This window comes from Limimaricola hongkongensis DSM 17492 (assembly GCF_000600975.2).
Taxonomy (GTDB): Bacteria; Pseudomonadota; Alphaproteobacteria; order Rhodobacterales; family Rhodobacteraceae; genus Limimaricola; species Limimaricola hongkongensis.
The window spans coordinates 46663-70954 of record NZ_KK088648.1 but is presented as its reverse complement, the minus strand read 5'-3'; the positions used below and the strand labels follow the sequence as shown (position 1 = coordinate 70954).

The following is a 24292-nucleotide window of genomic DNA, read 5'->3' as shown; positions in this document are numbered from 1 at the left end:
GGCGGTGTCCTCGGACATCATGAGGACCTGGCGCGGCCCGCGCCGGGTCGTGGCCGAACTGGCCGATCAGGGGCGGCGCGAAGACCGGGCGCTGGTCTGGCTTTTCGCGGCCTGCGGCCTGATCTTCGTGGCGCAGTGGCCGCGGCTGGTGCGGGTGGCGCATGAGACGGGGGCCGATCTGACCCGTCTCATGACCTATGACCTGCTGGCCTGGATCTTTGTCTGGCCGCTGTTCTTCTACATCATCGCCGGTCTGAGCTGGCTGGTGATCCGCCTGTTCCGGCGCGGTGTCACGGCCTTCGACGCGCGGCTTGCGCTGTTCTGGGCGTTTCTCGCGGCGACGCCGGCGGGGCTGCTCTACGGGCTGCAGGCCGGGCTGAACGGGCCGGGCGCGGCCACGAACCTCGTCGGCGCGGTCTGGATCGCGGCGTTTTTGCTGTTCTGGGCGCAGGGTCTGCGCGCCGTCATCGCGCGTCGGAGCTGAGGTCATGTGGAGCTATATGACCGATTTGCTGCGGCTCAGCCTGCGCGCGCCCGGCGATGCGGCGGCACGGCTGCTCGCGACCTTTCCCGGCACTGCCGCGGCCTGGCAGGGGCTCGTGCTCGTCACCTGCGTCAGCGTGGTGCTCACGGCGCTGATCCAGGGCGCGATGCCGATGATGCCGATGGAGGGCGCCGCCACGGGCTTCGGGCTCACGCCCTTCGTCTATGCCGGGCTGCTCGGGGTGTCGCTGGTGCTGCTCGCGGGCGGCATGACGGCGGCGGGGCGGGTCCTGGGCGGCGCGGGCCGGTTCGGGCAGGCGCTCGCGCTCGTCGTCTGGCTCGAAGTGCTGGCCATGGCGCTGCGGCTGGTGCAGGGCGTGCTGATCCTCGTGCTGCCGCCGCTGGCGGGGCTCGTGGGCCTGGCCGGCCTGGTCTGGCTGTTCTGGTGCCTTGCGCGGTTCATCCAGACCCTGCACGGCTTTTCCGGCATCGGCCGCGCCGTCGTGGCGCTGTTTCTCGCCTTTCTCGCCATCGGCACCGGCCTTGCGCTGGTGCTGGCGCTCACCGGGCTGACCGTCCAGGGAGGATTGTCCAATGTATGACGTCGATGAGATCCGGGCCCAGTTCCCGATCCTGTCGCGCAAGATCGGCAAGGCGCCGCTGGTCTATCTCGACAACGGCGCCTCGGCGCAGAAACCGCAGGTGGTGATCGACGCGATCACCCGCGGCTATGCCGAGGAATATTCCAACGTCCACCGGGGCTTGCACACGCTTTCGACCATCTCGACCGAACGCTACGAGGGCACGCGCGACGTGGTGCGCCGGTTTCTGGGCGCGCCCTCGCAAAATGAGATCATCCTCAACACCGGCACCACCGAGGGCATCAACATGGTCGCCCATGGCTGGGCCATGCCGCGCATGGAGCCGGGCGACGAGATCGTGCTGTCGATCATGGAGCACCACGCCAACATCGTGCCGTGGCATTTCCTGCGCGAACGGCAGGGCGTGGTGATCAAATGGGTCGAGACGGACGCCAATGGCGATCTCGACCCGCAGGCGGTGATCGACGCGATCGGGCCGAAGACCAGGCTCGTCGCCGTCACCCACATGTCGAACGTGCTCGGCACCGTGGTCGACGTGAAGGCGATCTGCGCGGGCGCGCGTGCAAAAGGCGTGCCGGTGCTGGTCGATGGCAGCCAGGCGGCGGTGCACCAGCCGGTCGACGTCGCCGATATCGGCTGCGATTTCTACGCGATCACCGGCCACAAGCTCTATGGCCCCTCGGGGGCGGGCGCGATCTATGTCGCGCGCGAGCGGATGGAGGAGATGCGCCCCTTCATGGGCGGCGGCGACATGATCGATCAGGTCACGCGCGACACCGTCACCTACAACGCCGCCCCGATGAAGTTCGAGGCGGGCACGCCATCGATCGTGTCGACCATCGGCATGGGCGTGGCGCTCGACTGGATGATGGATCTCGGGATGGAGGCCATCGCCGCGCATGAGCGCCGCCTGCGCGATCACGCGATCGACCGGTTCAAGGGGCTGAACTGGCTCAACATTCAGGGGCAGTCGGAAGGAAAAGGCGCGATATTTTCGCTCACCCTCGAAGGCGGGGCGCATGCGCATGACATTTCCACCGTGCTCGACAAGAAGGGCATCGCGGTGCGCGCGGGCACGCATTGCGCGATGCCGCTGATGCAGCATCTGGGTCTTGGCGCGACCTGCCGGGCCTCGTTCGGGCTTTACAACACCGAAGCCGAGGTCGATCGGCTGGTCGAGGCGCTGGAGCTGTGCCACGAGTTGTTCGCCTGACGCGAGATTGACGCGGGGGCGGGCGCGAAAAGCCGTTGCGCCCGCCCGCGCTTTCGCCTATCGAGCCTTCATCGGCACCCGTAGCTCAGCTGGATAGAGCGCTGCCCTCCGAAGGCAGAGGCCAGAGGTTCGAATCCTCTCGGGTGCGCCATTTCACCAATGATATGCACATCTTCGACGCTGCGCCTGCGCGCTGGCGACCGGGGTCGCCTGTGCCGTATGCGGCGGCCTTGACCCCAGCCTTCGCCATGCGCCAGATCGTTCGTGAACGGCGGCGCGGGGCGGGTGGTGACGACGAGATTTGCGGGGATCATGGCCGCCGTGACGGCGGCCATGCTGTGGGGAACGACCGGAACGGTGCAGGCGCTGCTGCCGGCGGCGCGCGATCCGCTGGCGGTCGGCGCGCTGCGGCTGTCCTTCGGCGCGCTGGCGCTGCTGGCGATGGCGCTCGCGCATGGGCCGAGCCGTCGGGCGCTGCGCGGCCTGCCTTGGGCGGGGCTGGCGCTGGCAGGCGTTGCGGTGGCCGGGTACAATCTTTTGTTTTTCCGCGCGGTCGAGATCGCGGGTGTCGGAATCGGCACCGCGGTGGCGATCGGCAGCGCGCCGCTCTGGACCACGGCATGGGAAATCGCGGCGCAGCGGCTCTGGCCCGACCGGTGGCGCGGCGCGGGGCAGGTCGTCTCGGTCGCCGGGGTGGTGCTGCTGGCGCTGGCGGGCGGCGGCGCGCAGGGCTCGGCGCTCGGCGTGGCGCTGGCGGCCGGGGCGGGAGCCTGCTACGCGACCTATTCGCTCGTCACCTCGCGGCTGGGCCATCGCGCGCCGCCGCTGGCGCTGGCGGCGGCCACCTTCGGACTTGGCGCGCTGCTGACGTTGCCGGTGCTGCTGCTGGCGCCACCGGTCTGGCTGTCGGGGGCGGAAAGCTGGGCGGCGATGGCGTTCCTCGGGATCGGTGCGACGGCGCTGTCCTACGCGCTCTATACCTGGGGGGCTGGCCCGGCTTGCCGCCTCGACCGCCGTGACGCTGGCGCTGGCCGAACCGGTGACGGCCTGGCTGCTGGCGGTGACCGTGGTGGGCGAGCCGGTGACGGTGCCGCGCCTGGCGGGGGCGCTTCTGGTGCTGGCCGGGCTCGTGGTCGTGGCGCTGGTGCCCGCGCGTCCCGCCGCCGCGCAGCCATGCTGAACCCGAACCCGTTTGACCCGTCGCCCCCGGCGGCCTAGAAGTCAGCAACACTTTCAAGAAGCGGGACCTGCCTTGACCGACGCCAGCCCCATCCGCCACGACTGGACCCGCGCCGAGGCGCAGGCGATCTTCGACCAGCCGTTCAACGACCTGCTGTTCCAGGCCCAGACCGTGCACCGGCAGCATTTCGACCCCAACAAGGTCCAGCGCAGCCGGCTTTCCAACATCAAGACCGGCGGCTGCGCCGAGGATTGCGCCTATTGCAGCCAGTCGGCGCGCAACGGCTCGCATCTGCCGGCCTCCAAGCTGATCGAGGTCGAGCGCGTGCTCTCGGAGGCGCGCCGCGCCAAGGAGCAGGGCTCCACCCGGTTCTGCATGGGCGCCGCGTGGCGGTCGCCGAAAGAGCGCGACATGGACCAGCTCGTCGCCATGGTCGAAGGCGTGCGCGCCATGGGCATGGAGACCTGCATGACGCTGGGCATGCTCGAGGACGACCAGGTGATCCGGCTCAAGGGCGCGGGGCTCGACTACTACAACCACAACATCGACACCTCCGAGCGGTACTATCCCGAGGTCATCACCACCCGCACCTTCGCCGACCGGATCGACACGCTCAACCGCGTGCGCGAGGCCGGGATCAAGGTCTGCTCGGGCGGCATCCTCGGGATGGGCGAGACGGAGATGGACCGGATCGACATGCTCCTGGCGCTCGCCAATCTCGAAGAGCATCCCGACAGCGTGCCGATCAACCAGCTGATGCCGATGCCCGACACGCCGCTCGCCGATGCCGAGCCGGTCGACGGGATCGATTTCGTGCGGGTGATCGCCCTGGCCCGCGTGTTGATGCCGAAAGCGCATCTGCGCCTGTCGGCGGGCCGCACCTCCATGAGCGAGGAAACGCAGGCGCTGTGCTTCTTTGCCGGTGCCAACTCGATCTTCTCGGGCGACGTGCTGCTCACCGCCGAGAACCCCGGCGAGGACCGCGACAGCGTGTTGTTCGGGCGGCTCGGGCTGGAGCCGATGGAGCTCGGCGAGACCGGGGCAAGATGAGCGCGGCGGCCTCACGGGGCCGCCCCGGCTTCCCGCGCCACGCCGAGGCGCTCGACGCGCTCGGCGCGCGGGGGCGCAGGCGGGCGCTGATGCCCCGCGCGGGGCGGGGATTTTTCCTCGAACGACTATCTCGGACTGGCGGGCGCCGAGCTACTGCGCGACGCCGCGCGCGCAGCGCTCGACCGGGGCGTGGCCACGGGATCGGGCGGATCGCGGCTGTTGCGCGGCAACGACGCCGAGCACATCGCCCTGGAGGCCGAGGCGGCGGCGTTCTTCGACGCGCCCGCCGCGCTTTACATGGGCGCGGGGTTTCCGGGCAACGTGGCGATCTTCTCGGGCCTGCCGATGCAGGGCGACCTGGTGCTGCATGACGAACTGGTCCATGCCAGCGCGCATGACGGGATGCGGCTTGGGCGGGCCGAGACGCTGGGCTTTGCCCATAACGACGCCGATGCCGCGCGCGACGCGCTGAAACGCTGGCGCGAGGCGGGCGGCACGGGCCGGGTCTGGATCGCCTGCGAGAGCCTCTACTCGATGGAGGGCGACCTTGCGCCGCTCGACGATCTGGCCGCCGTGGCGGCCGAGGACGGCGCGGTGCTCGTGGTCGACGAGGCGCATGCGACCGGGCTTTATGGCGCGCGCGGGCAGGGCCGGGCACATGGGCTCGACCCGTCGGTCGATCTCGTGACGCTGCACACCTGCGGCAAGGCGCTCGGCTCTGCGGGCGGGTTGGTCTGCGCCGATCCGGTGCTGATCGACACGCTGGTCAACCGGGCGCGCAACTTCGTCTTTTCGACCGCGCCCGCGCCGCTCGACGCGGCGGTGGTGCGCGCCAGCCTGACGCTGATGGCGGCGCGGCCCGAGCTGCGCGCGGCGGCGTGGGACAACATCCGCCACGCCCATGACGCCGCGCGGCGCGCGGGTCTTGGCGATTTCAGCACCCAGATCCTGCCGGTGATCGTCGGCGAGGATGCCGGGGCCGTGGCGCTGGCCACCGCCCTGCAGGCGCGCGGCCACGACGTGCGCGCGATCCGCCCGCCCACCGTGCCGCGCGGCACGGCGCGGCTGCGCGTTTCGATCACCCCCAATGTCACACCGGCCGAGATCGACGCGCTGTTCGCGGATCTCGCCGATCTTCGAAAGGCCGCAGCATGAGGCCGATCATCGTCACCGGCACCGATACCGGCATCGGCAAGACCATCGTCTCCGCGGCACTCGTCCAGCTGCTCGGCGCGCGCTACTGGAAGCCGGTGCAGTCGGGACTTGAGGAGGAGACCGACAGCGACATCGTCGCGCGTCTGTCGGGCGCCGAGGTGCTGCCCGAGGCGGTGCGTCTGAGCCTGCCCGCGAGCCCGCATATCTCGGCCGAGGCCGAGGGCGTGCGGATCGATCCCGAGACACTCAAGCTGCCCGAAATTTCCGGCCCGCTGGTGGTCGAAGGGGCGGGCGGCCTGATGGTGCCATTGGACGACGAGACGACCTTTCTCGACCTCTTTGCTCGCTGGGGCGCGCCGGTGGTGCTCGTGGCGCGCACGGCGCTCGGCACGATCAACCATTCTCTGCTGTCGCTCGCGGCGCTGCGCGCGGCGGGCGTGCCGGTGGCGGGGGTGATCTTTTCGGGCGAGGCCGCGCCGCGGGTCGAAAGAACCATCATCGAGATGGGCGGCGTGGCGCATCTGGGCCGGCTCGACCGGCTCGACCCGCTGACGCCCGACACGCTGCGCGCCGCGGGCGATGCGCTGGACCTTGCGGCGATCCGCGCCGCGATGGAGGCCGCATGACCGACGCCGCATTCGACCGCGACCACCTGTGGCATCCCTATACCAACGTCATGGCGCAGGGGCCGACCTACATGGTCGACAGCGCCGAGGGCGCGTGGATCACGCTCGACGACGGCACGCGGATGATCGACGCGATGTCGTCGTGGTGGTGCACGATTCACGGCCACCGCAACCCCGCCATCACCGCCGCGATGCATGCCCAGATCGACAGGCTGCCGCATGTGATGTTCGGCGGGCTGACCCATGCCCCGGCGGTGGAGCTGGGCCGCAGGCTGGTGGCGATGACGCCCGAGCGGCTGCAGCATGTGTTCTACTGCGACAGCGGTTCGGTCGCGGTCGAGGTGGCGATGAAGATGGCGGTGCAGCACCAGCTGGCCGCGGGCAATCCGGGCCGCACCCGCTTTGCCACGCCGCGCGGCGGCTATCACGGCGACACGTGGAAGGCGATGAGCGTCTGCGACCCGGTCAACGGGATGCATCATCTGTTCGAAGGCGCGCTCAACGTCCAGTATTTCGCGCCGCGCCCGCCCGTGGCGCTCGGGCAGGACTGGCCCGAGGATGACGAGGCCAACGGCACGGCGGCGCTGTCGCGGCTCTTGCACGAGCATGGCGACCAGATCGCCGGGCTGATCCTCGAACCGGTGGTGCAGGGCGCGGGGGGCATGCGCTTTTACCACCCCGAATACCTGCGCCGGGCGCGCAGACTGTGCGACGAGATGGGCATCCTGCTGATCTTCGACGAGATCGCCACCGGGTTCGGTCGCACCGGAGAGCTGTTCGCCGCCGATCTCGCCGGGGTGGCGCCCGACATCATGTGCCTGGGCAAGGCGCTGACCGGCGGGCATATGTCCTTTGCCGCGGTCATGGCCTCGGGCGCCGTGGCGCGCCGGATCGGCGAGGGCGAGCCGGGTCTGTTCATGCATGGGCCGACCTTCATGGGCAATCCGCTGGCCTGCGCCGCCGCCTGCGCCAGCCTCGATCTTCTGGCCGACGGGACGTGGCGCGAGCGGGTGGAGGCGATCGCGGCGCAGATGCGAAGCGAGCTTGCGCCCGCGCGCGACATGCCCGGCGTCGCGGATGTGCGGGTGTTGGGGGCCATCGCGGTGATCGAGATGGATCACGAGGTCAGCGCCGACCGGGCGCACCCGATCTCGCGCGAAACCGGCGTCTGGCTGCGCCCGTTCGGCCGCAACATCTATGCCATGCCGCCCTTCATCCTGACCCCCGACGAGGTCAGCAAGGTCAGCGCCGCGATGATCCGTCTCGCGGGCGTGCTCTAGACCGATGCGCTGGCGCTGGCTCAGCGGGCCGGGACCGGCGCCCGAGGTGGTCGTCGTCTTCGGCGGCTGGGCCGCGGGCGCCGCGCCGCTGGCGCATCTGCGCGCCGATCGCGACGTGCTGTTCGTCGAGGGCTGGGACGATCTCGGCGCCGACCTGCCGCCGCTTGCGGGATACGGGCGGCGCAGCCTCGTGGCGTGGTCCTTTGGCGTGGCCGCCTATGCGCATTGGCAGGCGGGGCGCGAGGACATCTTCGACCGGCGCGTGGCGATCTGCGGCAGCCCGGTGCCGGTGGATCGCCGTCTCGGTATCCCGCCCGCCATCTTCGCGCGCACCCGCGACCGGCTCGACCCGGCCACGCTCGACGCCTTTCTCGACCGGGCCGGGGCGCCGCGCGTGACCGCGCCCGATATCGCTGCGCTCTGCCATGAGCTTGACGCGGTGGCCGCGCGCGGCCCCGCGCCCGCGGTGGATTGGGACGCGGCGGTGATCGCCACGCGCGACCATGTCTTTCCCGCCGCCAATCTGCGCCGCGTCTTCGCGGAGCGCGCGCCGCGCGAGATCGACGCGCCGCATTGCCCGTTCGGCGCATGGGCGGGCTGGGACGAGGTGCTGGCGTGAATGCGACGCATGAGCGCGTGGCGCGCGCCTTCCGGCGCGGCCTGCCGAGCTATCACGACGCCGCGTCGGTGCAGGCCGCGAGCGCCGGGCGGCTGGCCGAGATGCTGGCGCAGGACGGGGCGGGGCCGCGGATCGGGCGCGTGTTCGAATTCGGCTGCGGCACCGGGCTTTTGACGCGCCGGTTGCGGGCGCGCTTCGACATCGCGGGCTACGACGCCAACGACCTGCTGCCGGAGGCGGCGGCGCATCTGCCGCCCGATCTGCGGGCGGGGTTTCGGCCCGGCCCGGTCGAGGACCTGCAGCTCGGCGGGGCCTATGACCTCATCGCGTCGGGCGCCACGATCCAGTGGATCGCCGACCCGGCGGCGCTTCTGGCGCGGCTTTCGGCGCATCTGGCGCCGGGGGGGCGGTTGCTGCTCGGCGGGTTCGGGCGCGGTCATTTTCGCGAAATCTCGACGCTCGCGGCCCCCGCGCCGCTGTTTTACGCCGATCCCGAGGATTGGCCCGGCCTGCTGCCCGCCGGGCTGGAGCTTCGGGCGATCGAGCGTCGGCGCGAGGTGCTGGGCTTTGACGATCTGCCGCAGCTTCTGCGCCACCTGCGAGCCACCGGCGTCACCGGCAATGCGCGCGCGGGCTGGGGCCGGGCGGCGCTGCGCCGGGCCGAGACGCGCTGGCGCGCGGCGCATGCGCTGCCGGACGGGCGGCTCGGGCTGAGCTATGATTGCGTGCATCTTGTCGCGCGGCGCACACCTTAAGTTGCGCGTCTGCCGGGAAAAATTGTGCGGCACCGCCAAGGCTGGTAAAGTTGCGCGGCGCAGCCGATGCGCAATGTGTGGAGCGAGACCATCGAAAGAATGATCCTAGGGCAGGGCAACCTGCTGCTCGAAAAGTGCGACGCATCGCATCCGCTGCGACAATCCGGTGCGCTCGAACCGGTGGAGTTGCCGCAAGGCACCTATGTCGAACGCATGGGACAGAAGATCGAGCACGTGATCTTTCCTTCGTCGGGCATCCTGTCAGTGGTGGCGCGCGGCCCCGGCGGGCAATCGGTCGAGGCCGGTCTCGTCGGCTGCGAGGGCATGTCGGGGCACATGCTCGTGCTCGGCGGCGACGAGAGCGTGCATGACATGATGATGCAGATCGGCGGGCGGGGCTGGCGCGTGGACGCCGCGTCGTTCCGCGAGGCGCTGCGCGAGGCGCCGCTGCGCGATCGCAGCCTGCGCTACATGCAGTCGATGCTGATCCAGCTCACCCACAGCGCGCTGGCCTATGGCAAGGCGGTGATCGAGATCCGGCTCGCGCGGTGGCTGCTGATGTGCCAGGACCGGACCGGTCAGGACACCCTCGATCTCACCCACGAATTTCTCGCGCTGATGCTGGGGGTGCGCCGGTCCGGCGTGACGGTGGCGCTGCACAAGCTCGAAGGCGACCACCTGATCCGGTCGCAGCGCGGCCGCGTCGTGATCCGCGACCGCGCAGGTCTCGTGGCGCTGGCGGAGGGGTTCTACGGCGCGCCCGAAGCGCATTACGAACGGCTGCTTGGCATCCCGCTGCGCTGCTAGGCCACGGGCGCAGGCGCACGGGTCCGGGTGCATGGGCCGGGCGCCAGATCCGGCCCGAAAACCGCTTGATCGTCGCCATGCCCCCATACTAGGCCGGAACCATGCGCGTCATCGAGAACATCATCAGCGACCGGGGGTCCAAATACGCCGTCTCCGGCGCGGCCTGCGGCTCGGAGGCCGAGGCCAAGGCGCTGGTGAAGGCGCTGCAGCGGCGCAAGAAATTCGCCAAGGCGACGCATAACAGCTGGGGGCTTCTGGCCAGCGACGGGCCGGTCAAGAACGATGACGGCGAAAGCGGCGCGGGCATGGTGATCCTGCGCATGCTGGAGCGCGAAGGGCTTCACGACCACCTCGTCGTCGTGACCCGCTGGTATGGCGGCAAGCATCTGGGCGGCGACCGGTTTCGCCACGTGCAGGAAGCGGTGCGGATCTATCTCGAACAGTCAGGCACGGGCGCGCCCTGACCTGTCCGCGCCCTTCGGGGTCTAGAGATGGCCTTCGGTCGCGATGTTGATCGTGGTGCCGCAATGCTTGCAATGCACCGCGTCCGGGTCGTGCAGCGCGAGGCCGCAGGTCTCGCAGGGCTCGCGCACCTTTGTGGGGCGAAACAGCACCTGCGCCAGCCGCAGAAACAGCGTGACGCCGCAGATCATGATCGCGACCGAGATCATCCGCCCCCACGTGCCCTGCAGCGTGATGTCGCCAAAGCCGGTGGTGGTGAGCGCCGTCACCGTGAAATAGAGCGCGTCGGCGTAATTGCCGATATCGGCGCTGCTGCGATGCTGGGTCGCGAAGACGAGGCCGGACATCACGAAGATGAACACGCCGAGATTTGTCGTCGCGACGAGGATCTGCTCGTTGTCGTGAAAGAAGCGGAAATCGGTCCTGAGCCGGACCCGCATCTGGTACATGTGCAGCAGGCGCAGCGTGCGCAGCACCCGCAAAAAGGCAAAGCCTTCGCCCGCCAGCGGCGCAAAGAACGACGCGGCGCTGGCGATATCGGCCAGCGTGGTCGGGTAGGTGAGAAACCGCGCCGGGCGCGGCGCGATCCAGATGCGCGCCAGAAGGTCGGCCACGATCACCGCGCCGAAGGCGAGATCGACGGTCTGGATCCATGGCCCGTAGGCGGTGAAGGACGTCACCACCACGAACAGGATCGCGACGAGGTCGAAGCCCAGCAGCCAGTAGCGGAACCGGTGCGCGCGCGGGGTCTCGCCTTCGTAAAGCTCGACCACGCGCCGCTTGGGCCCTCGCGGCATCGACCGCGCCCGGCCCGGATCGCCGGGCGGCGCGGCGGCGTCGATGCCGCCGGGCTGCTGCGCCTCGGGTCGTCTCAATGCTGCGGCCTTTTGACGGGCAGCACCGACATCGCCGCGACGATGACCGCGCCGACCGCGAGACCGACCACTCCCATCATGGTCGCACCGGTCAGCCAGCCCAGCGCGCCCGGCAGGATCGGCGCCTGCGTGGCGACGAATTCGGTCGCGTCATGCACGAGATGACCGGGCAGGGCGATGTGATATGCCTCCAGCCCGTGGATCAGGATGCCGCCGCTGACCCAGAGCATCGCCGCCGTGCCCACGATCGACAAAAGCTTGAGCACGTAGGGCATGGCCTTGACCAGAAACCGCCCGAAGGCCGGAAGCAGCCCGCCGGGGCCGCGCGCGGCCAGGGCGATGCCCAGATCGTCGGCCTTCACGATCACCGCCACGGCGCCGTAGACGATGAAGGTGATGAAAATGCCGACGAGGCCGAGCACGACCGCCTGCGTGACGAAGGGTTGATCGGCGACGGTCGACAGGGTGAGCGCCATGATCTCGGCCGAGAGGATGAAGTCGGTGCGGATCGCTCCCTTGACGGTGCTGTCCTCGTCGAGCGGCGCGTCCTTCTGCGCGCCATGCCCATGGCCGAGCAGCACCTCGGCGATCTTTTCGGCGCCCTCATAGGCAAGAAACAACCCGCCCAGCATCAGCAGCGGCGTGATCGCCCATGGCGCGAGAAAGCTCAGCGCCAGCGCCGCGGGCAGCAGCACCAGGATCTTGTTGCGCAAGGAGCCGATGCCGATCTTGCGGATGATCGGCAATTCGCGGTCTGCGGCAAAGCCGAGCACGTATTTCGGCGTGACGGCGGCATCGTCGATCACCACCCCCGCCGATTTGGACCCCGCCTTGAGCGTGGCGGCGGCCACGTCGTCAAGCGAAGCCGCCGCGGTCCGGGCGATGAGGGCGACGTCGTCGAGAAGTGCGAATAATCCGGAACTCATGGGCCTGCCGATCGTGGAAATTTGAATGCCTTGGCACGGGTCTATCCGGTCACAACCCGCCATGCATGGTTTGGATCGCCTCAAGGTTCGGATTTTTCGTGATCCGTTGCCAAGGCGGGCAGGGGCCGAGGCTGGGGCCGGGGCGCCGGGCCGGGTGGCGGCGGCTGGCCTTCGGGGCAATGGGCCCGCCGGGAAGGAGGGCCGCCGCCCGGCATCGCGGGCGGCGGCACGACATTTCAGCGTTTCTTCATCGCGGCGAGCAGGGCCGATCCGAGAGAGCCGGTCTGGTTCTCTGCGCCGGAGCCGCCATTCTTCGGCGCCTGCCCGCGGGGCGGCTTGCCGGTCTTGCTGGTCTTGCGGGGGGCGTCGGGGCGCGGCTTTTGGCGGGCGCCGCGATCCTCTCCGGCCGAGGCGCCGCCATCCTTGCGCATGCTCAGGCCGATGCGCTTGCGCGCCACGTCCACCTCGGTCACGCGCACCTGCACCACGTCTCCGGCCTTCACCACCTCGTGCGGGTCCTTCACGAAGCGGTCGGCGAGCTGGCTGACATGCACGAGACCGTCCTGATGCACGCCGATATCCACGAAGGCCCCGAAGGCGGCGACATTGGTGACCGTGCCTTCGAGACGCATTCCCGCGCGCAGGTCGCCGATCTGTTCCACGCCTTCGGCGAAGGTCGCGGTCCTGAAGGAGGGGCGCGGGTCGCGGCCGGGCTTTTCCAGCTCGGTCAGGATGTCGCGCACGGTGGGAAGCCCGAAATGCGCGTCCACATAGGCTTCGGCCCGCACCTGCTTGAGCAGCCCGGGCTCGGCCTGAAGGCTGCGCAGGTCGCGGCCGCAATCGGTCATGATCCGGCGCGCCACGCCGTAAGCCTCCGGGTGCACCGCCGAGGCGTCGAGCGGCTCGCGCCCGTTTCGGATGCGCAGGAAACCGGCGCATTGCTCGAAGGCGCGCGGCCCCAGGCGGGCCACCTTCAGAAGCTCCTTGCGCGTCGTGAAGGCGCCGGTCTGATCGCGATGCGCGACGATGGACTCGGCCAACCCCGGCGTCAGCCCCGAGACATGCGCAAGCAGCGGCGCCGAGGCGGTGTTGAGATCGACCCCCACCGCGTTCACCGCGTCCTCGACCACCGCTTCGAGCGATTTCGACAGGCGGCGCTGGTCGACATCGTGCTGGTACTGGCCGACGCCGATGCTCTTGGGCTCGATCTTCACCAGCTCGGCCAGCGGGTCCTGAAGCCGTCGGGCGATGGACACCGCCCCGCGCAGCGACACGTCGAGATCGGGAAATTCCCTGGAGGCCAGCTCGGAGGCGGAATAGACCGAGGCGCCCGCCTCGCTGACGATCACCTTGGTCGGCTTTTTCACCTCGGCGGGCATGAGCGCCAGCGTGTCGGCGACCAGCTTCTCGGTCTCGCGCGAGGCGGTGCCGTTGCCGATGGCGATGAGCTCGACGCCATGCGCCTTCACCAGCCGCGCGATCGCCGCCTGCGCGCCCGCCACGTCGCGGCGCGGCTGGAACGGATAGAGCGTGTCGGTCGCCAGCAGCTTGCCGGTGGCGTCGATCACCGCCGCCTTCACGCCGGTGCGGATGCCCGGATCGAGCCCGAGCGTCGGGCGCGCGCCCGCCGGGGCGGCCAGCAGCAGATCCTTGAGATTGCGCGCGAAGACGGCGGTGGCCTCTTCATGCGCGCGGGCGCGCAGCTCGGCCACCAGTTCGGTCATCATCGTGGTCGACAGCTTGACCCGCCAGGCCCAGCTTGCGACATCGCGCAGCCAGCGGTCGCCGGGGCCATCGCCCGACGGGTGCAGCCGCGCGGCGACCATGGCCTCGCAGCGCGGCGCGCCGATCTCCTTGTCGGGGCCGATCTCGAAACGGATGACGCCCTCCTTCATGGCGCGCAAGAGCGCCAGCGCCCGGTGCGACGGCATGGTCGCCCATTTCTCGGAATGATCGAAGTAGTCCGAGAACTTGGCGCCGGTCTCCTCCTGGCCGGCGACCACCCTGGCGGTCACGATGGCCTCCTTTTGAAGAAAACCGCGCAGCTCGCCCAGAAGCCCGGCGGTCTCGGACAGCTCCTCGGTGAGAATGTCGCGGGCGCCGTTCAGCGCCTCCTTCACGTCCGGCACCGCCTCGCTCAGATAGGCTTTCGCAAGCGTTTCCGGGTCGCGGGCCCGATCCGCCATGATCGCGTCGCGCAGCGGCTCGAGCCCGTTTTCGCGTGCGATCATCGCCTTGGTGCGGCGTTTCGGCTTGAAGGGCAGGTAGATGTCCTCGAGCTGGGTCTTGGTTTCGGCGGCGCCGATCGCGCGGGTCAACGCCTCGGTGAGCTTGTCCTGCTCGCGGATCGACTTGAGGATCGCATCGCGCCGGTCGTCGAGCTCGCGCAGATAGCCGAGCCGCTCGGCCAGCAGGCGCAGCTGCGCGTCGTCGAGCCCGCCGGTGGCCTCCTTGCGGTAGCGCGCGACGAAGGGCACCGTCGCGCCTTCGTCGAGAAGCTTGATCGCGGCCGCGACCTGGGGCGCGTTCGCGCCGATGTCCTGGCCGATTGTCCGGTTGATGCGGGTGGCGCGATCCATGGTGGTCCTTTCATCTCCTGCCGGCCCCTCATACGCCTGCGGGGCGACGGGCAAAAGGGTGGCGCGGCGCCGGACAGGCAGGGGCACCGCCGGGCGACTGCCCGGACGGGTGGCACCGTCCGGGCAGGGGGATCACGTCAGGAGCTGCGCGATCACCTGCTGCTGCTGCTTGCGGCCATCCGGGTCCAGCCCGGTCTTCAGCCTGGTGAAGTCTTCGGACCATTCCGAGGTCCGCCTGCGCAGCGGCGGTTCCGCGGCAGTGAGCACCTCGATCACGACCTCGGCCACTTCATCGGCCGTCTGCGACGCACCATAGCCCTGCCGGGACTGCGCGCCCGAGATGTAGGTGTTGAGAGCCGGCAGGTATTCATCCTCCAGCATGCCGCCGGTTTCGGCCATCTGGTTCAGCACCGTGTTGACGAATTCGGACGCGATGCCGCCCGGTTCGATCGCGGTGAAGTTGATGCCGAAGGTCGGTGTGATGTAGCTGGCCATGGCTTCGGTCAGCCCCTCGACCGCGAATTTCGCGGCGCAATACACCTCGTTGAAGGGCTGCCCGACCAGGCCGCCGACCGAGGTGATGTTGATCACGTGACCGGCGCGCGCCATGCGCATGTGCGGCATCACGGCCTTGGTGCAGCGGATGACCCCCATCAGGTTGATGTCGAGGATCGTCCGGATGTCGGCCTCGTCGGCCTGTTCGAGGCTGCGCACATAGCCCATCCCCGCATTGTTGACGAGAACGTCGATGCGGCCCTGCCGGGTCATGACGGTTTCGACCGCCGCCGCGACGGAGGCCGTGTCCTGCACGTCGAGCTGCAGCACCTCGAGCGCCGCGCCAGCCGCGCGGGCCGCCTCGTCGAGCTGGCCACGTTTTTCGGTGTTGCGCATCGTGGCATAGACGATGTGCCCGGCTTGCGCGGCCTGCACGGCGATGGCCAGGCCGAGGCCGGTGGAGGTCCCGGTGACGAGAATGACTTTCTTCATGGTTCGTGTCCTGTGATCATGGGTTGGCGATGGAAAGCCAGACCCGGTCGAAGGCCTGGGAAATCAGCTCGGGCGGGATCGGGCGCCCGGCCAGCACCGCCCCGCGGGCCAGCTGCATGGCGGGCGCCACGAGCAGAAGCGACAAGAGCCCGTCCTGCATCGGGGCGAGCGTGCCGTCATCGACACCGCGCCGCAGCAGCGCCGCGATGTCTTCGGCGTATTCGTCGGCGATGGCCTGTTCTCGGGGGGGCAGGAGCTTTGCGGCGTGGGCATAGTCGAGAAACAGGAAATCCTGCGGCCGGTCCCGGACGAAATCGAACATGTCGAACCACAGATGGCGCACCATCTTCGCGGTATCGGCCTCGTCGCGATGCCTGGTCAGGCAGCCGTGGAAGTCCGCCTTGAGCTGCAGGTAGACCTGCCGCAGCATGTCGTCCTTGTTTTCGAAATGCACGTAGACGGTGCCCGCCGAGACCTTGGCGCGCTTGACGATGCCCGCGATGCTGACCGCGGCAATGCCGTTCTCGACCGCCTCGGCCACGACCGCGTCTTGGAGTTTCTGCCTGGTTCGGTCCTTGCTGGATCTGTGCATGTCGTCCCCGTTGCCTGATGAGGGACACGTAAAATAATGAATATTCATTATCAAGGATGGGGTGATATTTGGGTTGCAGGGGCTCGTCTTGGGGGAGGTGGCGGCCTGAAGGGCCACTCATCTACCGCCGATGTACCAAAGCCTGTGTCCGAAACGCGAAAAGCGCCCCCGAAGGAGCGCTTTTCCGTCTATTTCCAACCATCTAGAGGTGGTTGGCTCCGGCGGTAGGGATCGAACCTACGACCAATTGATTAACAGTCAACTGCTCTACCGCTGAGCTACGCCGGAACATGTGGGCGATATACAGTTATCGGATCGGGAGTGTCCAGAGCCCTTTCGGGAAAAAATGCACCTCACCTCACGTCAGCCGGAATCGCGCCTCCGCGAGCCGGGTGGTTTCGGCGGTGACGAGGTTTCGCTCCATGAGATCAAGCAGGTGCGCGAGGACGTTGCGCCGTGCCGCCGGATGCAGCGCCGGGGCGACATCGGCATAGAGGCGCGCCGTGATCGCGCCCGCATCGGCGGGCCCGTGGGCAAGGGCCGCGCGGATCTGCGCCTCGCGCCCGGCGCGGTGGGCCACGAGCGCGTCGATGCGGGCGCGGGGCAGGTCGACCGGCGCGCCATGCCCGGGATAGAGCCTGCGCGGACGCAACGCGCGCAGCCGCGCGCAGGAGCGGCGAAAGGCGGCGAGATCGCCGTCGGGGGGCGAGATCAGCGTGCTCGACCAGCCCATCACCAGATCGCCCGAAAACACCGCGCCGCGCCACGCGAAACACAGGTGCCCGGCCATGTGGCCCGGCATGTGCAGCGCCACCACCGGCGTGCCGCCCGGCGCGACCCGATCGCCGTCGCACAGCCGCCGGTCGGGCCGGAACGCGCCGTCGAGCCCTTCGCCGCCGCCGATTCCGGCCCCGGCCAGCCGCCGCATCAGCGCGCTGCGCCCGGCTTCGGCGGGGCCGAAGCCGCAGACCGGCGCGCCGGTCGCAGCGGCGAGCGCCGGGGCGAGGGCGGAGTGGTCGCGATGCGCATGCGTCACGAGAATCGCCTCGACCGGGCGGCCATCGATCGCCGAAAGCAGCGCCGCGAGATGCTCCGGCTGGTCCGGGCCGGGATCGATCACGCACAGCCTGTCGCGCCCCAGAAGATAGCTGTTGGTGCCCGGCCCGGTCATTGGCGACGGATTCGGAGCGCGCAGCCGCACCAATGAGGGCTCAAAGCGTTCGCGCGTGTCCTCGGACATGCTTTTCCTTTCCGGTTCGGGTCGCTAGCCTGCGCCATGACCTTCGATTGGCTCAAACGATGGATGCCGCGCGGGCTGCAGGGCCGCGCCGCGCTGATCCTGTTGCTGCCGGTGGTCACGCTGCAACTGGTGATCTCGATCAGCTTCGTGCAGCGCCATTACGAAGGCGTCACGCAACAGATGACAAGGTCGGTGCTGATCGACCTGCGCTACGTGGCCGAAACCGTCGATGCCGCCCCCGACCGCGCCGCCGCCGCGGCCGCCGCCGCCCGGCTGGGCGGGCCGCTGGAGCTTGAGACGCGCTTTGCGCCGCCGCCGGTTGCGGGCGATTCGGTGCGCCGGTGGGATCTGTCGGGGCGGCAGGTCGTGGCGACGCTGCGCGAGGGGCTCGACCGGGTGCAGGCGGTCGAAACCCTCGGCCGGCAGGTCACGGTCTGGATCGGCACCGATCACGGCCCGCTGTCGCTCGGTTTCGGGCGGCGGCGCGTTTCGGCCAGCAACCCGCACCAGCTGATCGTGCTGATCGTGGTGCTGGGCGCGCTGATGAGCACGGTCTCCTATCTCTTCTTGCGCAACCAGCTGCGGCCCATCACCCGCCTGGCCGCCGCCGCCGCCGCCTATGGCAAGGGGCGCATCGTGCCCTACAAGGCGGGCGGCGCATCTGAGGTGCGGGCCGCGGGCATGGCGTTCGTCGACATGCGCAACCGGATCGAGCGGCAGAGCCAGGCACGGCGGATGATGCTGTCGGGGATCAGCCATGACCTGCGCACGCCGCTGACCCGGCTCAGGCTCGGCCTGTCGATGCTGCCCGAGGAAGAGGCCGCGCCGCTGGTGGGCGACGTGGACGAAATGCGCCGCCTGCTCGACGCGTTTCTCGATTTTGCCCGCGGCGATGCCGGTGACGAGGTCGAGCGCGTCGACCCCGCCGCGCTGGTCGCGCGGGTGGTCGAGGATGCGCGTCGGACCGGGCAGGCGGTGAAGCTGCTGCCGGTGCAAGGCCCCTCCGAACCGATGCCGCTGCGCCCCACGGCGCTGCGCCGCGCGCTTGAAAACCTGATCGGCAACGCGCTGCGCTACGGGCATCGATGCGAGGTCACGCTGATCGTGTCGCGGCGCAGCCTGCGGCTTCTGGTCGAGGATGACGGGCCGGGCATTCCCGAGGCGCGGCGCGAAGAGGCGATGCGGCCCTTCACCCGGCTCGATCCGGCGCGCAACCAGGATCGCGGCACCGGCGTCGGGCTCGGGCTCGCCATCGTGGCGGATATCGCGCATGCGCATGGCGGCGCGCTGCATCTGGGCGACAGCGGCAGGCTGGGCGGGCTCAGGGCCGAGCTGGTTCTGGCGCGCTGAGACCGGGGCCGCCGCGCCCGAAGCTGCCCACCGCCTGCGCCACCAGCAGGCTGAGGAACAGGTTCTCGCCGCCGCCCTCGGCGATCATGAACAGCCCGCCCAGAACCGGCCTGTCCGGCCAGGCCAGCCCGGCCAGCACATGCAGCGTGTCGATGCCCACGGCGCAGAGCACCACGCCCGCGAAACACGCCCCGAGCCCGATCGCGCGCCGGCGCAGCGTCGCACCCGCGCGGCGCCAGCCGATCCAGATCGGCGCCGCGCAGGCCAGCCCCAGACCGGCCCAGACGGCCAGTTCGCCCAGCTGGAAGGCAAGGCTGCCGATCCGCGCATGAAGCCCCGAGGCCAGCGCGAGGATGACGCCGCCGCGTTCATGCAGCCGCCCGGCATCGTCGAGCACCGCCACGCACAGGGTCAGCGCGATGGCGGCGGGCAGCACCGCCCGTTCGCGGCGCCACGCCAACAGCAGCGCCACGGCGGCGATCGACCATTTGAGGTAATTCGCCATCTCCGCGAGGCCCCAGTCATGGTCGAACTGCAAAAGATCCGGCCAATGCGCCGACGGGTCGCGCGCCACAGCGATCCCGTATCTCACCCCGACCGCGAGCAGCACGAGATCGAGCGCGACGAAGCCGAGCAGCAACCTGCGGTCGAGCCGGCCCAACCCCCATGGCAATGCGATCATCCCGTTCACCCCCGGCCTCGCCCGTGAAGCGGCCAAGCTGCCATGCCGGGCCGGGCCGGTCCAGAGCAGGGGGGCGATGCGGAAACGAACCGGTTCGTTCGGGCGGCGTTGGGCCGGATATCGCAACACCGAAAGGATCAGACATGCAGATCAGGACATTCGCCCCCGCCGCGCTGGCCGCCCTGTTGCTCGCCGCGTGCAATGCACCGATGGACACGCGCATCACCGGGGACGCCCCGGATGCCACCAGCCGGCTGAATGACGAAGACCGCGCCGATTACCGGCCGGGCGGCGACCCAGTGCTGTCGACCGATGGATTCGTCGGGGATGACGACGACGACTGAACATCTGCTGCCGGCAACGGTGCGGACAGGGCAGACATCCCGGTGACGAAAAGACAGGGGCCGCCACCGGGCCACTCGTGAACCACGCACCGACCGGTGGCATATAATGTCATCGCTCTGCGCCCCGAAGCGCCGCGATCGCGGCCTGTCCCCGGAGCGGTGCTCGAAATTGACCTATCCGGTCCATGCGGGCCGGGTGGTATCGAACCTTGTCGAAACCCGGCGCATCGCCGTCGATTTCCATGGCAGTTCGGATACAGGTGGCGCGCGATTGCGGCAGCCGCGCGGGATGCGTTGTCCCGATCGCCCGGCCTCTGGCGCGACGGGAACCTCAAGCCGTGACATCGCCGCTATTCGGGTGATGCGGCGCGGGCCGGGGCCGTTCGCGACGCTTGGGCAAGATGCGAAATGGCAACCATTTCACAGAAGGTGAAATTTGCCCCAGGGGACGCATTGTCGCCACAATCGACCACTCCTATAGGTGCATAACAATACCTTTGGGTAGAAGCTTGGCCCACTCACCTCAGCCTTTCGTCGAATGCTGAAGGCGCCGCGCTGCTGCCCCAGAAAAAAGGGCAGACCTATGAGCATTTCCTACGCGATGCAGACCGGTGTGAGCGGTCTGCGGGCGAACTCCACGGCGGTGGGCCGGATTTCGGAGAACATCGCCAACGCCAACACCGACGGCTACCGGCGCAGCTTCGTGCAGATGGTGACGACCAGCACGCTGAGCGACAATGCCGGGATCTCGCCTTCGGGGGTGCGCGCCTTCCAGAGCGCCGATGTCAGCACCGAGGGCGCGGTGCGCGCCACCAATTCGGCCACCGACATGGCGATCGGCGGGCAGGGGTTCTTCGTGGTCAGCGCCCAGCCCAACGAGACCAATGAAAGCAACTTCTTCCTGACCCGCGCGGGCTCGTTCCTGCCCGATGAGAACGGCGACCTGCGCAACGCGGCGGGCTATTACCTCGCCGGGTTTCCCTATGACCAGACCGCCTCGATCGGCAATGTCGACCGCAACCAGTTCGGCGATCTGAAGACCGTCAATCTCGGCAGCCTGTCGCAGACCGGCTCGCCGACCAAGGAGATGACCGTCAGCGGCAACATCCCCGCCCAGCAGACCGGCCTGGCCACGCCGGGCGAGCCGTTTCTCAGCTCGGCGGAGTATTTCTCGCCGCTGGGCGAGGCCGAGCGGATGCAGTTCTCGTGGCAGCCGACCGCGACGGCCAGCCAGTGGACGCTGAGCATCGCCGACGCGGATGGCACGCAATACGGCGACGTGACGGTGGATTTCCACGACAGCGGCCCGCTGGCCGGGGCGCCGCGGCTCTATTCGAACCCGGTTTCGAACGCCACGGCGCCGGCGGGCTTCGCCTTCGATCCGGCGACCGGCACCGCGACGCTGACCGTCGACAACGGCGCCGTGCCGCAGGTCATCGAGGTGGCGATCGGCGAGCCGGACACGCATGGCGGCATGACCCAGTTCGCGGGCGATTACTCGCCGCTCAAGATGGCGTCGGACGGGGCCGAGAGCGGCGTTCTGGTGCGCACCGAGATCGACGAGCGCGGCGATGTCTACGGCGTGTTCAACAATGGAAGCCGCAAGCCGCTCTACAACATCCCGCTGGCGCAGGTCGCCAATCCCGACGGGCTGCTGGCGGCCGACGGCAACGCCTATGCGCTGTCGCGCAGCTCGGGCAAATACAGCCTGAACCAGGCCGCCGAAGGCTCGGCGGGATCGCTGACGGCGGGGGCGCTGGAAAGCTCCAACGTCGAGATCGCGCAGGAGCTGACCGAGCTGATCAGCACCCAGAGGGCCTATTCCTCGAACGCCAAGATCGTTACAACCGTCGACGAGATGCTCGACGAGACGATGCGCCTGAAGCGTTGATCGCGGCAAAGGGGGCAGGGCGGCTGCAGAACGCGCCGCGCCCCCGGCTTTTGGAGATATCAGAATGAGCATCACGAGCGCCTTCACCAGCGCCCGCAGCGGGCTCGCCGCGGCGGAGAGCTGGGCCGAACTCACCTCCGGCAACATCGCCAACGCCACGCGCGAAGGCTATGCGCGCCGCGCCGCGCCACTGGTCGGCCAGCCGGGCGGCGGCGTCGCCGCGTCGGGCATCCAGCGCGCCGTCGACGACCGGCTCGACCAGTCGCACCGGATCGAGATTTCGCGCGTGGCCGGGCAGGAGGCCATCGCCGGCGCGCTCGAAACCTATGCCGCGACGCTCGGGCAGGTCGGCGACGGCACCAACCTGTCGGACCGGCTCTCGGCGCTTCAGGTCGGGCTCGACACGCTCGCCTCCAACCCCTCCGAACCCGCGATCCAGCAGGACGCGCTGCGCGCCGCGACCGGTCTTGCCTCCGGCCTGCGCGAAACCGCCTCGGCGCTCGAAGGCGTGCGCGAGCAGACCGCCGCCGGGGTGATGTCCGATGTCGGGACAATCAACGCCACGCTGCGCGAGGTCGTCGACCTGAACCGCCGCATCAGCCAGGAGCCGGGCCCGACCCAGCGCCGCGCCGGGCTCGAGGACAGCCTGTCGAAGACGCTCGACGGCTTGGCCGAGGTGCTCGACCTGCGGGTCAGCCGCGACGACAAGGGGCGGATTTCGGTCGCCACCACGGGCGGCGCGATGCTGGTCGAGAACGACACGGCGCATGAGCTTGAATTCGACGTCGCCGCCGCGTCGCTGTCGGTCAACGGCGTCGACGTGACGCCCGGCACGCCCGGCGCGCGCGGCTCGCAGGAGGGGCGGCTCGCGGCGCGGCTCGACCTGCTCGGCTCGGACCTGCCGCGGATGCAGCGGCAGCTCGACGAGATGGCCGGGGCGTTGATGCGCGGCTTCGAGGATGCCGATCCCAGCGTCGGTGCCGGTCAGCCGGGGCTGTTCACCGATGCGGGGGCGGGGTTCGACGCGGCGCAGATCGACGGGCTCGCGCAGCGCATCGAGATCAACCCCGCGGTGCGCGCGGACCAGGGTGGCGGCGCGTGGCGGCTTCGGGACGGCATCGGCGCCATCCAGCCCGGCCCGGCCGGCTATGGCGGTCTCGCCGACGCGTTTTCGCAGATGCTCTCCGACCCGATGAGCTTCGACGCCGCCGCCGGGCTTGGCACGCAGGCGACGGCGGCGGATTTCGCCGGCTCGCTGCTCGCCGAGCAGCAGGGCCTGCGCAACGATGCCCGCGACCGGGCCGAAACGCTCGGGGCGGGGCGCGACGCGGTCGCGGCCACCCGCGCGGCGGCGCAGGGCGTGAACATCGACGACGAGCTGCAGCAGCTGATGCTGATCGAACAGAGCTATGCCGCCAACGCGACCGTGATGCGCACGCTCGACGAGATGATGGACACGCTCTTGAACGCGGTCCGGTAAGGGGGGACGCAAGATGATCTCGACGATGAATTCCATGGCCACCCTGCAAGGCTCGCTCGCGAGCCGCCGCAACATCGCCGACCTGTCGCAACGGCTCGACAGCGCGGGCCGCGAGGTCAGTACCGGCAAGCATGCCGACATGTACCGCACGCTCGGTCCGCGCTCGGCCGAGGCGCTGGCGGTGCGTTCGCAGCTGGCGCGGATCGACGGTTTCGTGCAGTCGAACGGCGCGCTGTCGCGGCGGCTCGAAGCCGGGGCGGGCGCGCTGAGCGACATTCGCACCACCGCGCAGGGCGTGATCGAGACGGCGCTGCAAAGCGGCGGCTCGGGGCAGGTCACGGCCACCTTGCAGGCCAGCGCGCAGGCGGCGCTCGAGCAGATCATCGGCATCGCCAACCGCGACCATGCGGGCGAGGCGCTGTTTTCGGGGATCGACACCGACCGCGCGCCGCTGCAGCCCTTTGACGAGGTGAACCCGCGCAGCGGTGTCTCGCCGCGCCAGATGGTCGATGCGGTGATCGGCGCGGGTCCGGCCGACGCCGCCGGGGCCGAGGCGATGGCCGATACGCTGGCCGCGGTCTTCACCCCCGGCACCGGCAATTTCGAGGACAGCTTCTACAACGGCACCGCCGCCGCGGTGCCGGACCGGCTGATGGCGCGGATCGACGAGAACGAGACGATCACGCACGGCATCCAGGCCAATGACCCGGGCTTCACGGATCTGCTGCGCGGCCTGTCGATGCTCGCGGCGACGGATGTGTCGCAATTCGCCGACCCGGCTGCCGGGCAGGCCTGGCTCGACCGCGCGGTCGGGGCGATGAGCGACGGCAACGCCAAGCTTTTGCAGGCCGAATCGAAGCTCGGCGCGCAGCAGGCGCGGCTAGAGTCGGTGATGGAGGCCCACGCGGTCAAGCGCGACCTCTATGCCAAGCAGAGCAACGCCATCGAGACCGTCGATCCCTACGAGGCGGCGACCCGGCTGACCGAGCTGCAGACCCAGCTCGAAGCGAGCTACATGGTGACATCGCGGCTGTCGAAGCTCTCCTTCCTCAACTACGTCTGACAAACTTCCATGCACAGTTTGCATTAATGCAACCTGTGCATGGATTGCTTC

Annotated in this window: 23 protein-coding genes, 2 tRNA genes and 1 pseudogene; 18 read left to right on the top strand and 8 right to left on the bottom strand. The window is 69.5% G+C overall.

Annotated elements, in window-relative coordinates; all coding sequences use genetic code 11:
* Positions 1 to 19 precede the first annotated feature (19 nt).
* The 13 genes and pseudogenes from LOKHON_RS01180 (at position 20) to LOKHON_RS01120 (ending at position 10234) form a co-directional block, all read left to right on the top strand.
* Positions 20 to 484: a hypothetical protein gene (locus LOKHON_RS01180; protein ID WP_342670082.1), complete on the top strand. Its 465-nt coding sequence runs from the start codon at positions 20 to 22 to the stop codon at positions 482 to 484.
* A gap of 16 nt (positions 485 to 500) precedes the next feature.
* Entirely contained in the window at positions 501 to 1085 is a 585-nt protein-coding gene (locus LOKHON_RS01175) for a YIP1 family protein (protein WP_162561745.1), read from the top strand.
* On the top strand, positions 1078 to 2298 hold the full coding sequence (locus LOKHON_RS01170; protein ID WP_017929349.1) for a cysteine desulfurase: 1221 nt from the start codon (positions 1078 to 1080) through the stop codon (positions 2296 to 2298). Before LOKHON_RS01175 ends, LOKHON_RS01170 begins: the two co-directional genes overlap by 8 nt.
* A 74-nt stretch (positions 2299 to 2372) precedes the next feature.
* Positions 2373 to 2449: transfer RNA gene (locus tag LOKHON_RS01165), tRNA-Arg, on the top strand.
* A 137-nt stretch (positions 2450 to 2586) separates the two neighbouring features.
* Entirely contained in the window at positions 2587 to 3516 is a 930-nt protein-coding gene (locus LOKHON_RS01160; protein ID WP_245631414.1) for a DMT family transporter, read from the top strand.
* A 34-nt stretch (positions 3517 to 3550) separates the two neighbouring features.
* Positions 3551 to 4528: a biotin synthase BioB gene (gene bioB / locus LOKHON_RS01155; protein ID WP_017929347.1), complete on the top strand. Its 978-nt coding sequence runs from the start codon at positions 3551 to 3553 to the stop codon at positions 4526 to 4528.
* Positions 4529 to 4663: 135 nt separating this feature from the next.
* Complete coding sequence (locus LOKHON_RS01150) at positions 4664 to 5683, top strand: aminotransferase class I/II-fold pyridoxal phosphate-dependent enzyme (protein ID WP_245631416.1); 1020 nt, start codon at positions 4664 to 4666, stop codon at positions 5681 to 5683.
* The gene (gene bioD, locus LOKHON_RS01145) at positions 5680 to 6309 is read left to right on the top strand and encodes a dethiobiotin synthase (protein WP_017929345.1); all 630 of its coding nucleotides are present in this window, start codon (positions 5680 to 5682) and stop codon (positions 6307 to 6309) included. Before LOKHON_RS01150 ends, bioD begins: the two co-directional genes overlap by 4 nt.
* Positions 6306 to 7589, top strand: a complete 1284-nt coding sequence (gene bioA / locus LOKHON_RS01140; protein ID WP_017929344.1) for an adenosylmethionine--8-amino-7-oxononanoate transaminase — start codon at positions 6306 to 6308, stop codon at positions 7587 to 7589. The genes bioD and bioA overlap by 4 nt, the downstream gene beginning before the upstream one ends.
* 4 nt (positions 7590 to 7593) lie before the next feature.
* Positions 7594 to 8133 (top strand): annotated as a pseudogene (locus LOKHON_RS01135) (pimeloyl-ACP methyl esterase BioG family protein); the annotation flags it as partial.
* A 71-nt stretch (positions 8134 to 8204) separates the two neighbouring features.
* Positions 8205 to 8963: a methyltransferase domain-containing protein gene (locus LOKHON_RS01130; protein WP_017929342.1), complete on the top strand. Its 759-nt coding sequence runs from the start codon at positions 8205 to 8207 to the stop codon at positions 8961 to 8963.
* 99 nt (positions 8964 to 9062) lie between these two features.
* A complete protein-coding gene (locus LOKHON_RS01125; RefSeq protein ID WP_033315644.1) occupies positions 9063 to 9770 on the top strand; it encodes a Crp/Fnr family transcriptional regulator in 708 nt (235 codons plus the stop codon).
* Between the two features lie 101 nt (positions 9771 to 9871).
* Positions 9872 to 10234, top strand: coding sequence for a YigZ family protein (locus LOKHON_RS01120; RefSeq protein WP_017929340.1), 363 nt, complete (start codon positions 9872 to 9874; stop codon positions 10232 to 10234).
* Between the two features lie 21 nt (positions 10235 to 10255).
* On the opposite strand, the gene LOKHON_RS01115 is transcribed toward LOKHON_RS01120, so the two are convergent.
* The 7 genes from LOKHON_RS01115 to LOKHON_RS01085 all read right to left on the bottom strand — a co-directional run bounded on the left by LOKHON_RS01115 (position 10256) and on the right by LOKHON_RS01085 (position 17431).
* Complete coding sequence (locus LOKHON_RS01115; protein ID WP_017929339.1) at positions 10256 to 11107, bottom strand: potassium channel family protein; 852 nt, start codon at positions 11105 to 11107, stop codon at positions 10256 to 10258.
* A complete protein-coding gene (locus tag LOKHON_RS01110) occupies positions 11104 to 12033 on the bottom strand; it encodes a DUF808 domain-containing protein (RefSeq protein WP_017929338.1) in 930 nt (309 codons plus the stop codon). The genes LOKHON_RS01115 and LOKHON_RS01110 overlap by 4 nt, the downstream gene beginning before the upstream one ends.
* A gap of 236 nt (positions 12034 to 12269) precedes the next feature.
* Positions 12270 to 14612, bottom strand: a complete 2343-nt coding sequence (locus LOKHON_RS01105; RefSeq protein WP_017929337.1) for a Tex family protein — start codon at positions 14610 to 14612, stop codon at positions 12270 to 12272.
* A gap of 132 nt (positions 14613 to 14744) precedes the next feature.
* Positions 14745 to 15599: an SDR family oxidoreductase gene (locus LOKHON_RS01100; RefSeq protein WP_017929336.1), complete on the bottom strand. Its 855-nt coding sequence runs from the start codon at positions 15597 to 15599 to the stop codon at positions 14745 to 14747.
* A gap of 16 nt (positions 15600 to 15615) precedes the next feature.
* Positions 15616 to 16191, bottom strand: a complete 576-nt coding sequence (locus LOKHON_RS01095; RefSeq protein WP_110549274.1) for a TetR/AcrR family transcriptional regulator — start codon at positions 16189 to 16191, stop codon at positions 15616 to 15618.
* A 213-nt stretch (positions 16192 to 16404) separates the two neighbouring features.
* Positions 16405 to 16479, bottom strand: a tRNA-Asn gene (locus LOKHON_RS01090).
* A 70-nt stretch (positions 16480 to 16549) separates the two neighbouring features.
* Positions 16550 to 17431: an MBL fold metallo-hydrolase gene (locus tag LOKHON_RS01085; RefSeq protein ID WP_017929334.1), complete on the bottom strand. Its 882-nt coding sequence runs from the start codon at positions 17429 to 17431 to the stop codon at positions 16550 to 16552.
* A 36-nt stretch (positions 17432 to 17467) separates the two neighbouring features.
* Between LOKHON_RS01085 and LOKHON_RS01080 the strand changes: the two genes are divergently transcribed.
* Positions 17468 to 18781 carry an ATP-binding protein gene (locus LOKHON_RS01080; protein WP_017929333.1) on the top strand — a complete coding sequence of 438 codons (1314 nt, stop codon included), beginning with the start codon at positions 17468 to 17470 and terminating at the stop codon, positions 18779 to 18781.
* On the opposite strand, the gene LOKHON_RS01075 is transcribed toward LOKHON_RS01080, so the two are convergent.
* Positions 18753 to 19472 (bottom strand): hypothetical protein, encoded by a 720-nt coding sequence (locus LOKHON_RS01075; RefSeq protein ID WP_162561744.1) that lies wholly within the window; start codon positions 19470 to 19472, stop codon positions 18753 to 18755. The genes LOKHON_RS01080 and LOKHON_RS01075 overlap by 29 nt on opposite strands.
* 134 nt (positions 19473 to 19606) lie before the next feature.
* Between LOKHON_RS01075 and LOKHON_RS01070 the strand changes: the two genes are divergently transcribed.
* From LOKHON_RS01070 to LOKHON_RS01055, 4 genes are all read left to right on the top strand, one after another.
* Complete coding sequence (locus LOKHON_RS01070) at positions 19607 to 19807, top strand: hypothetical protein (protein WP_017929331.1); 201 nt, start codon at positions 19607 to 19609, stop codon at positions 19805 to 19807.
* A 583-nt stretch (positions 19808 to 20390) separates the two neighbouring features.
* Positions 20391 to 21698 (top strand): flagellar hook protein FlgE, encoded by a 1308-nt coding sequence (locus LOKHON_RS01065; RefSeq protein WP_017929991.1) that lies wholly within the window; start codon positions 20391 to 20393, stop codon positions 21696 to 21698.
* Positions 21699 to 21762: 64 nt separating this feature from the next.
* Positions 21763 to 23178, top strand: coding sequence for a flagellar hook-associated protein FlgK (gene flgK / locus LOKHON_RS01060; RefSeq protein ID WP_017929990.1), 1416 nt, complete (start codon positions 21763 to 21765; stop codon positions 23176 to 23178).
* Positions 23179 to 23191: 13 nt separating this feature from the next.
* Entirely contained in the window at positions 23192 to 24241 is a 1050-nt protein-coding gene (locus LOKHON_RS01055; protein ID WP_017929989.1) for a flagellin, read from the top strand.
* The last annotated feature ends 51 nt before the right edge of the window (positions 24242 to 24292 follow it).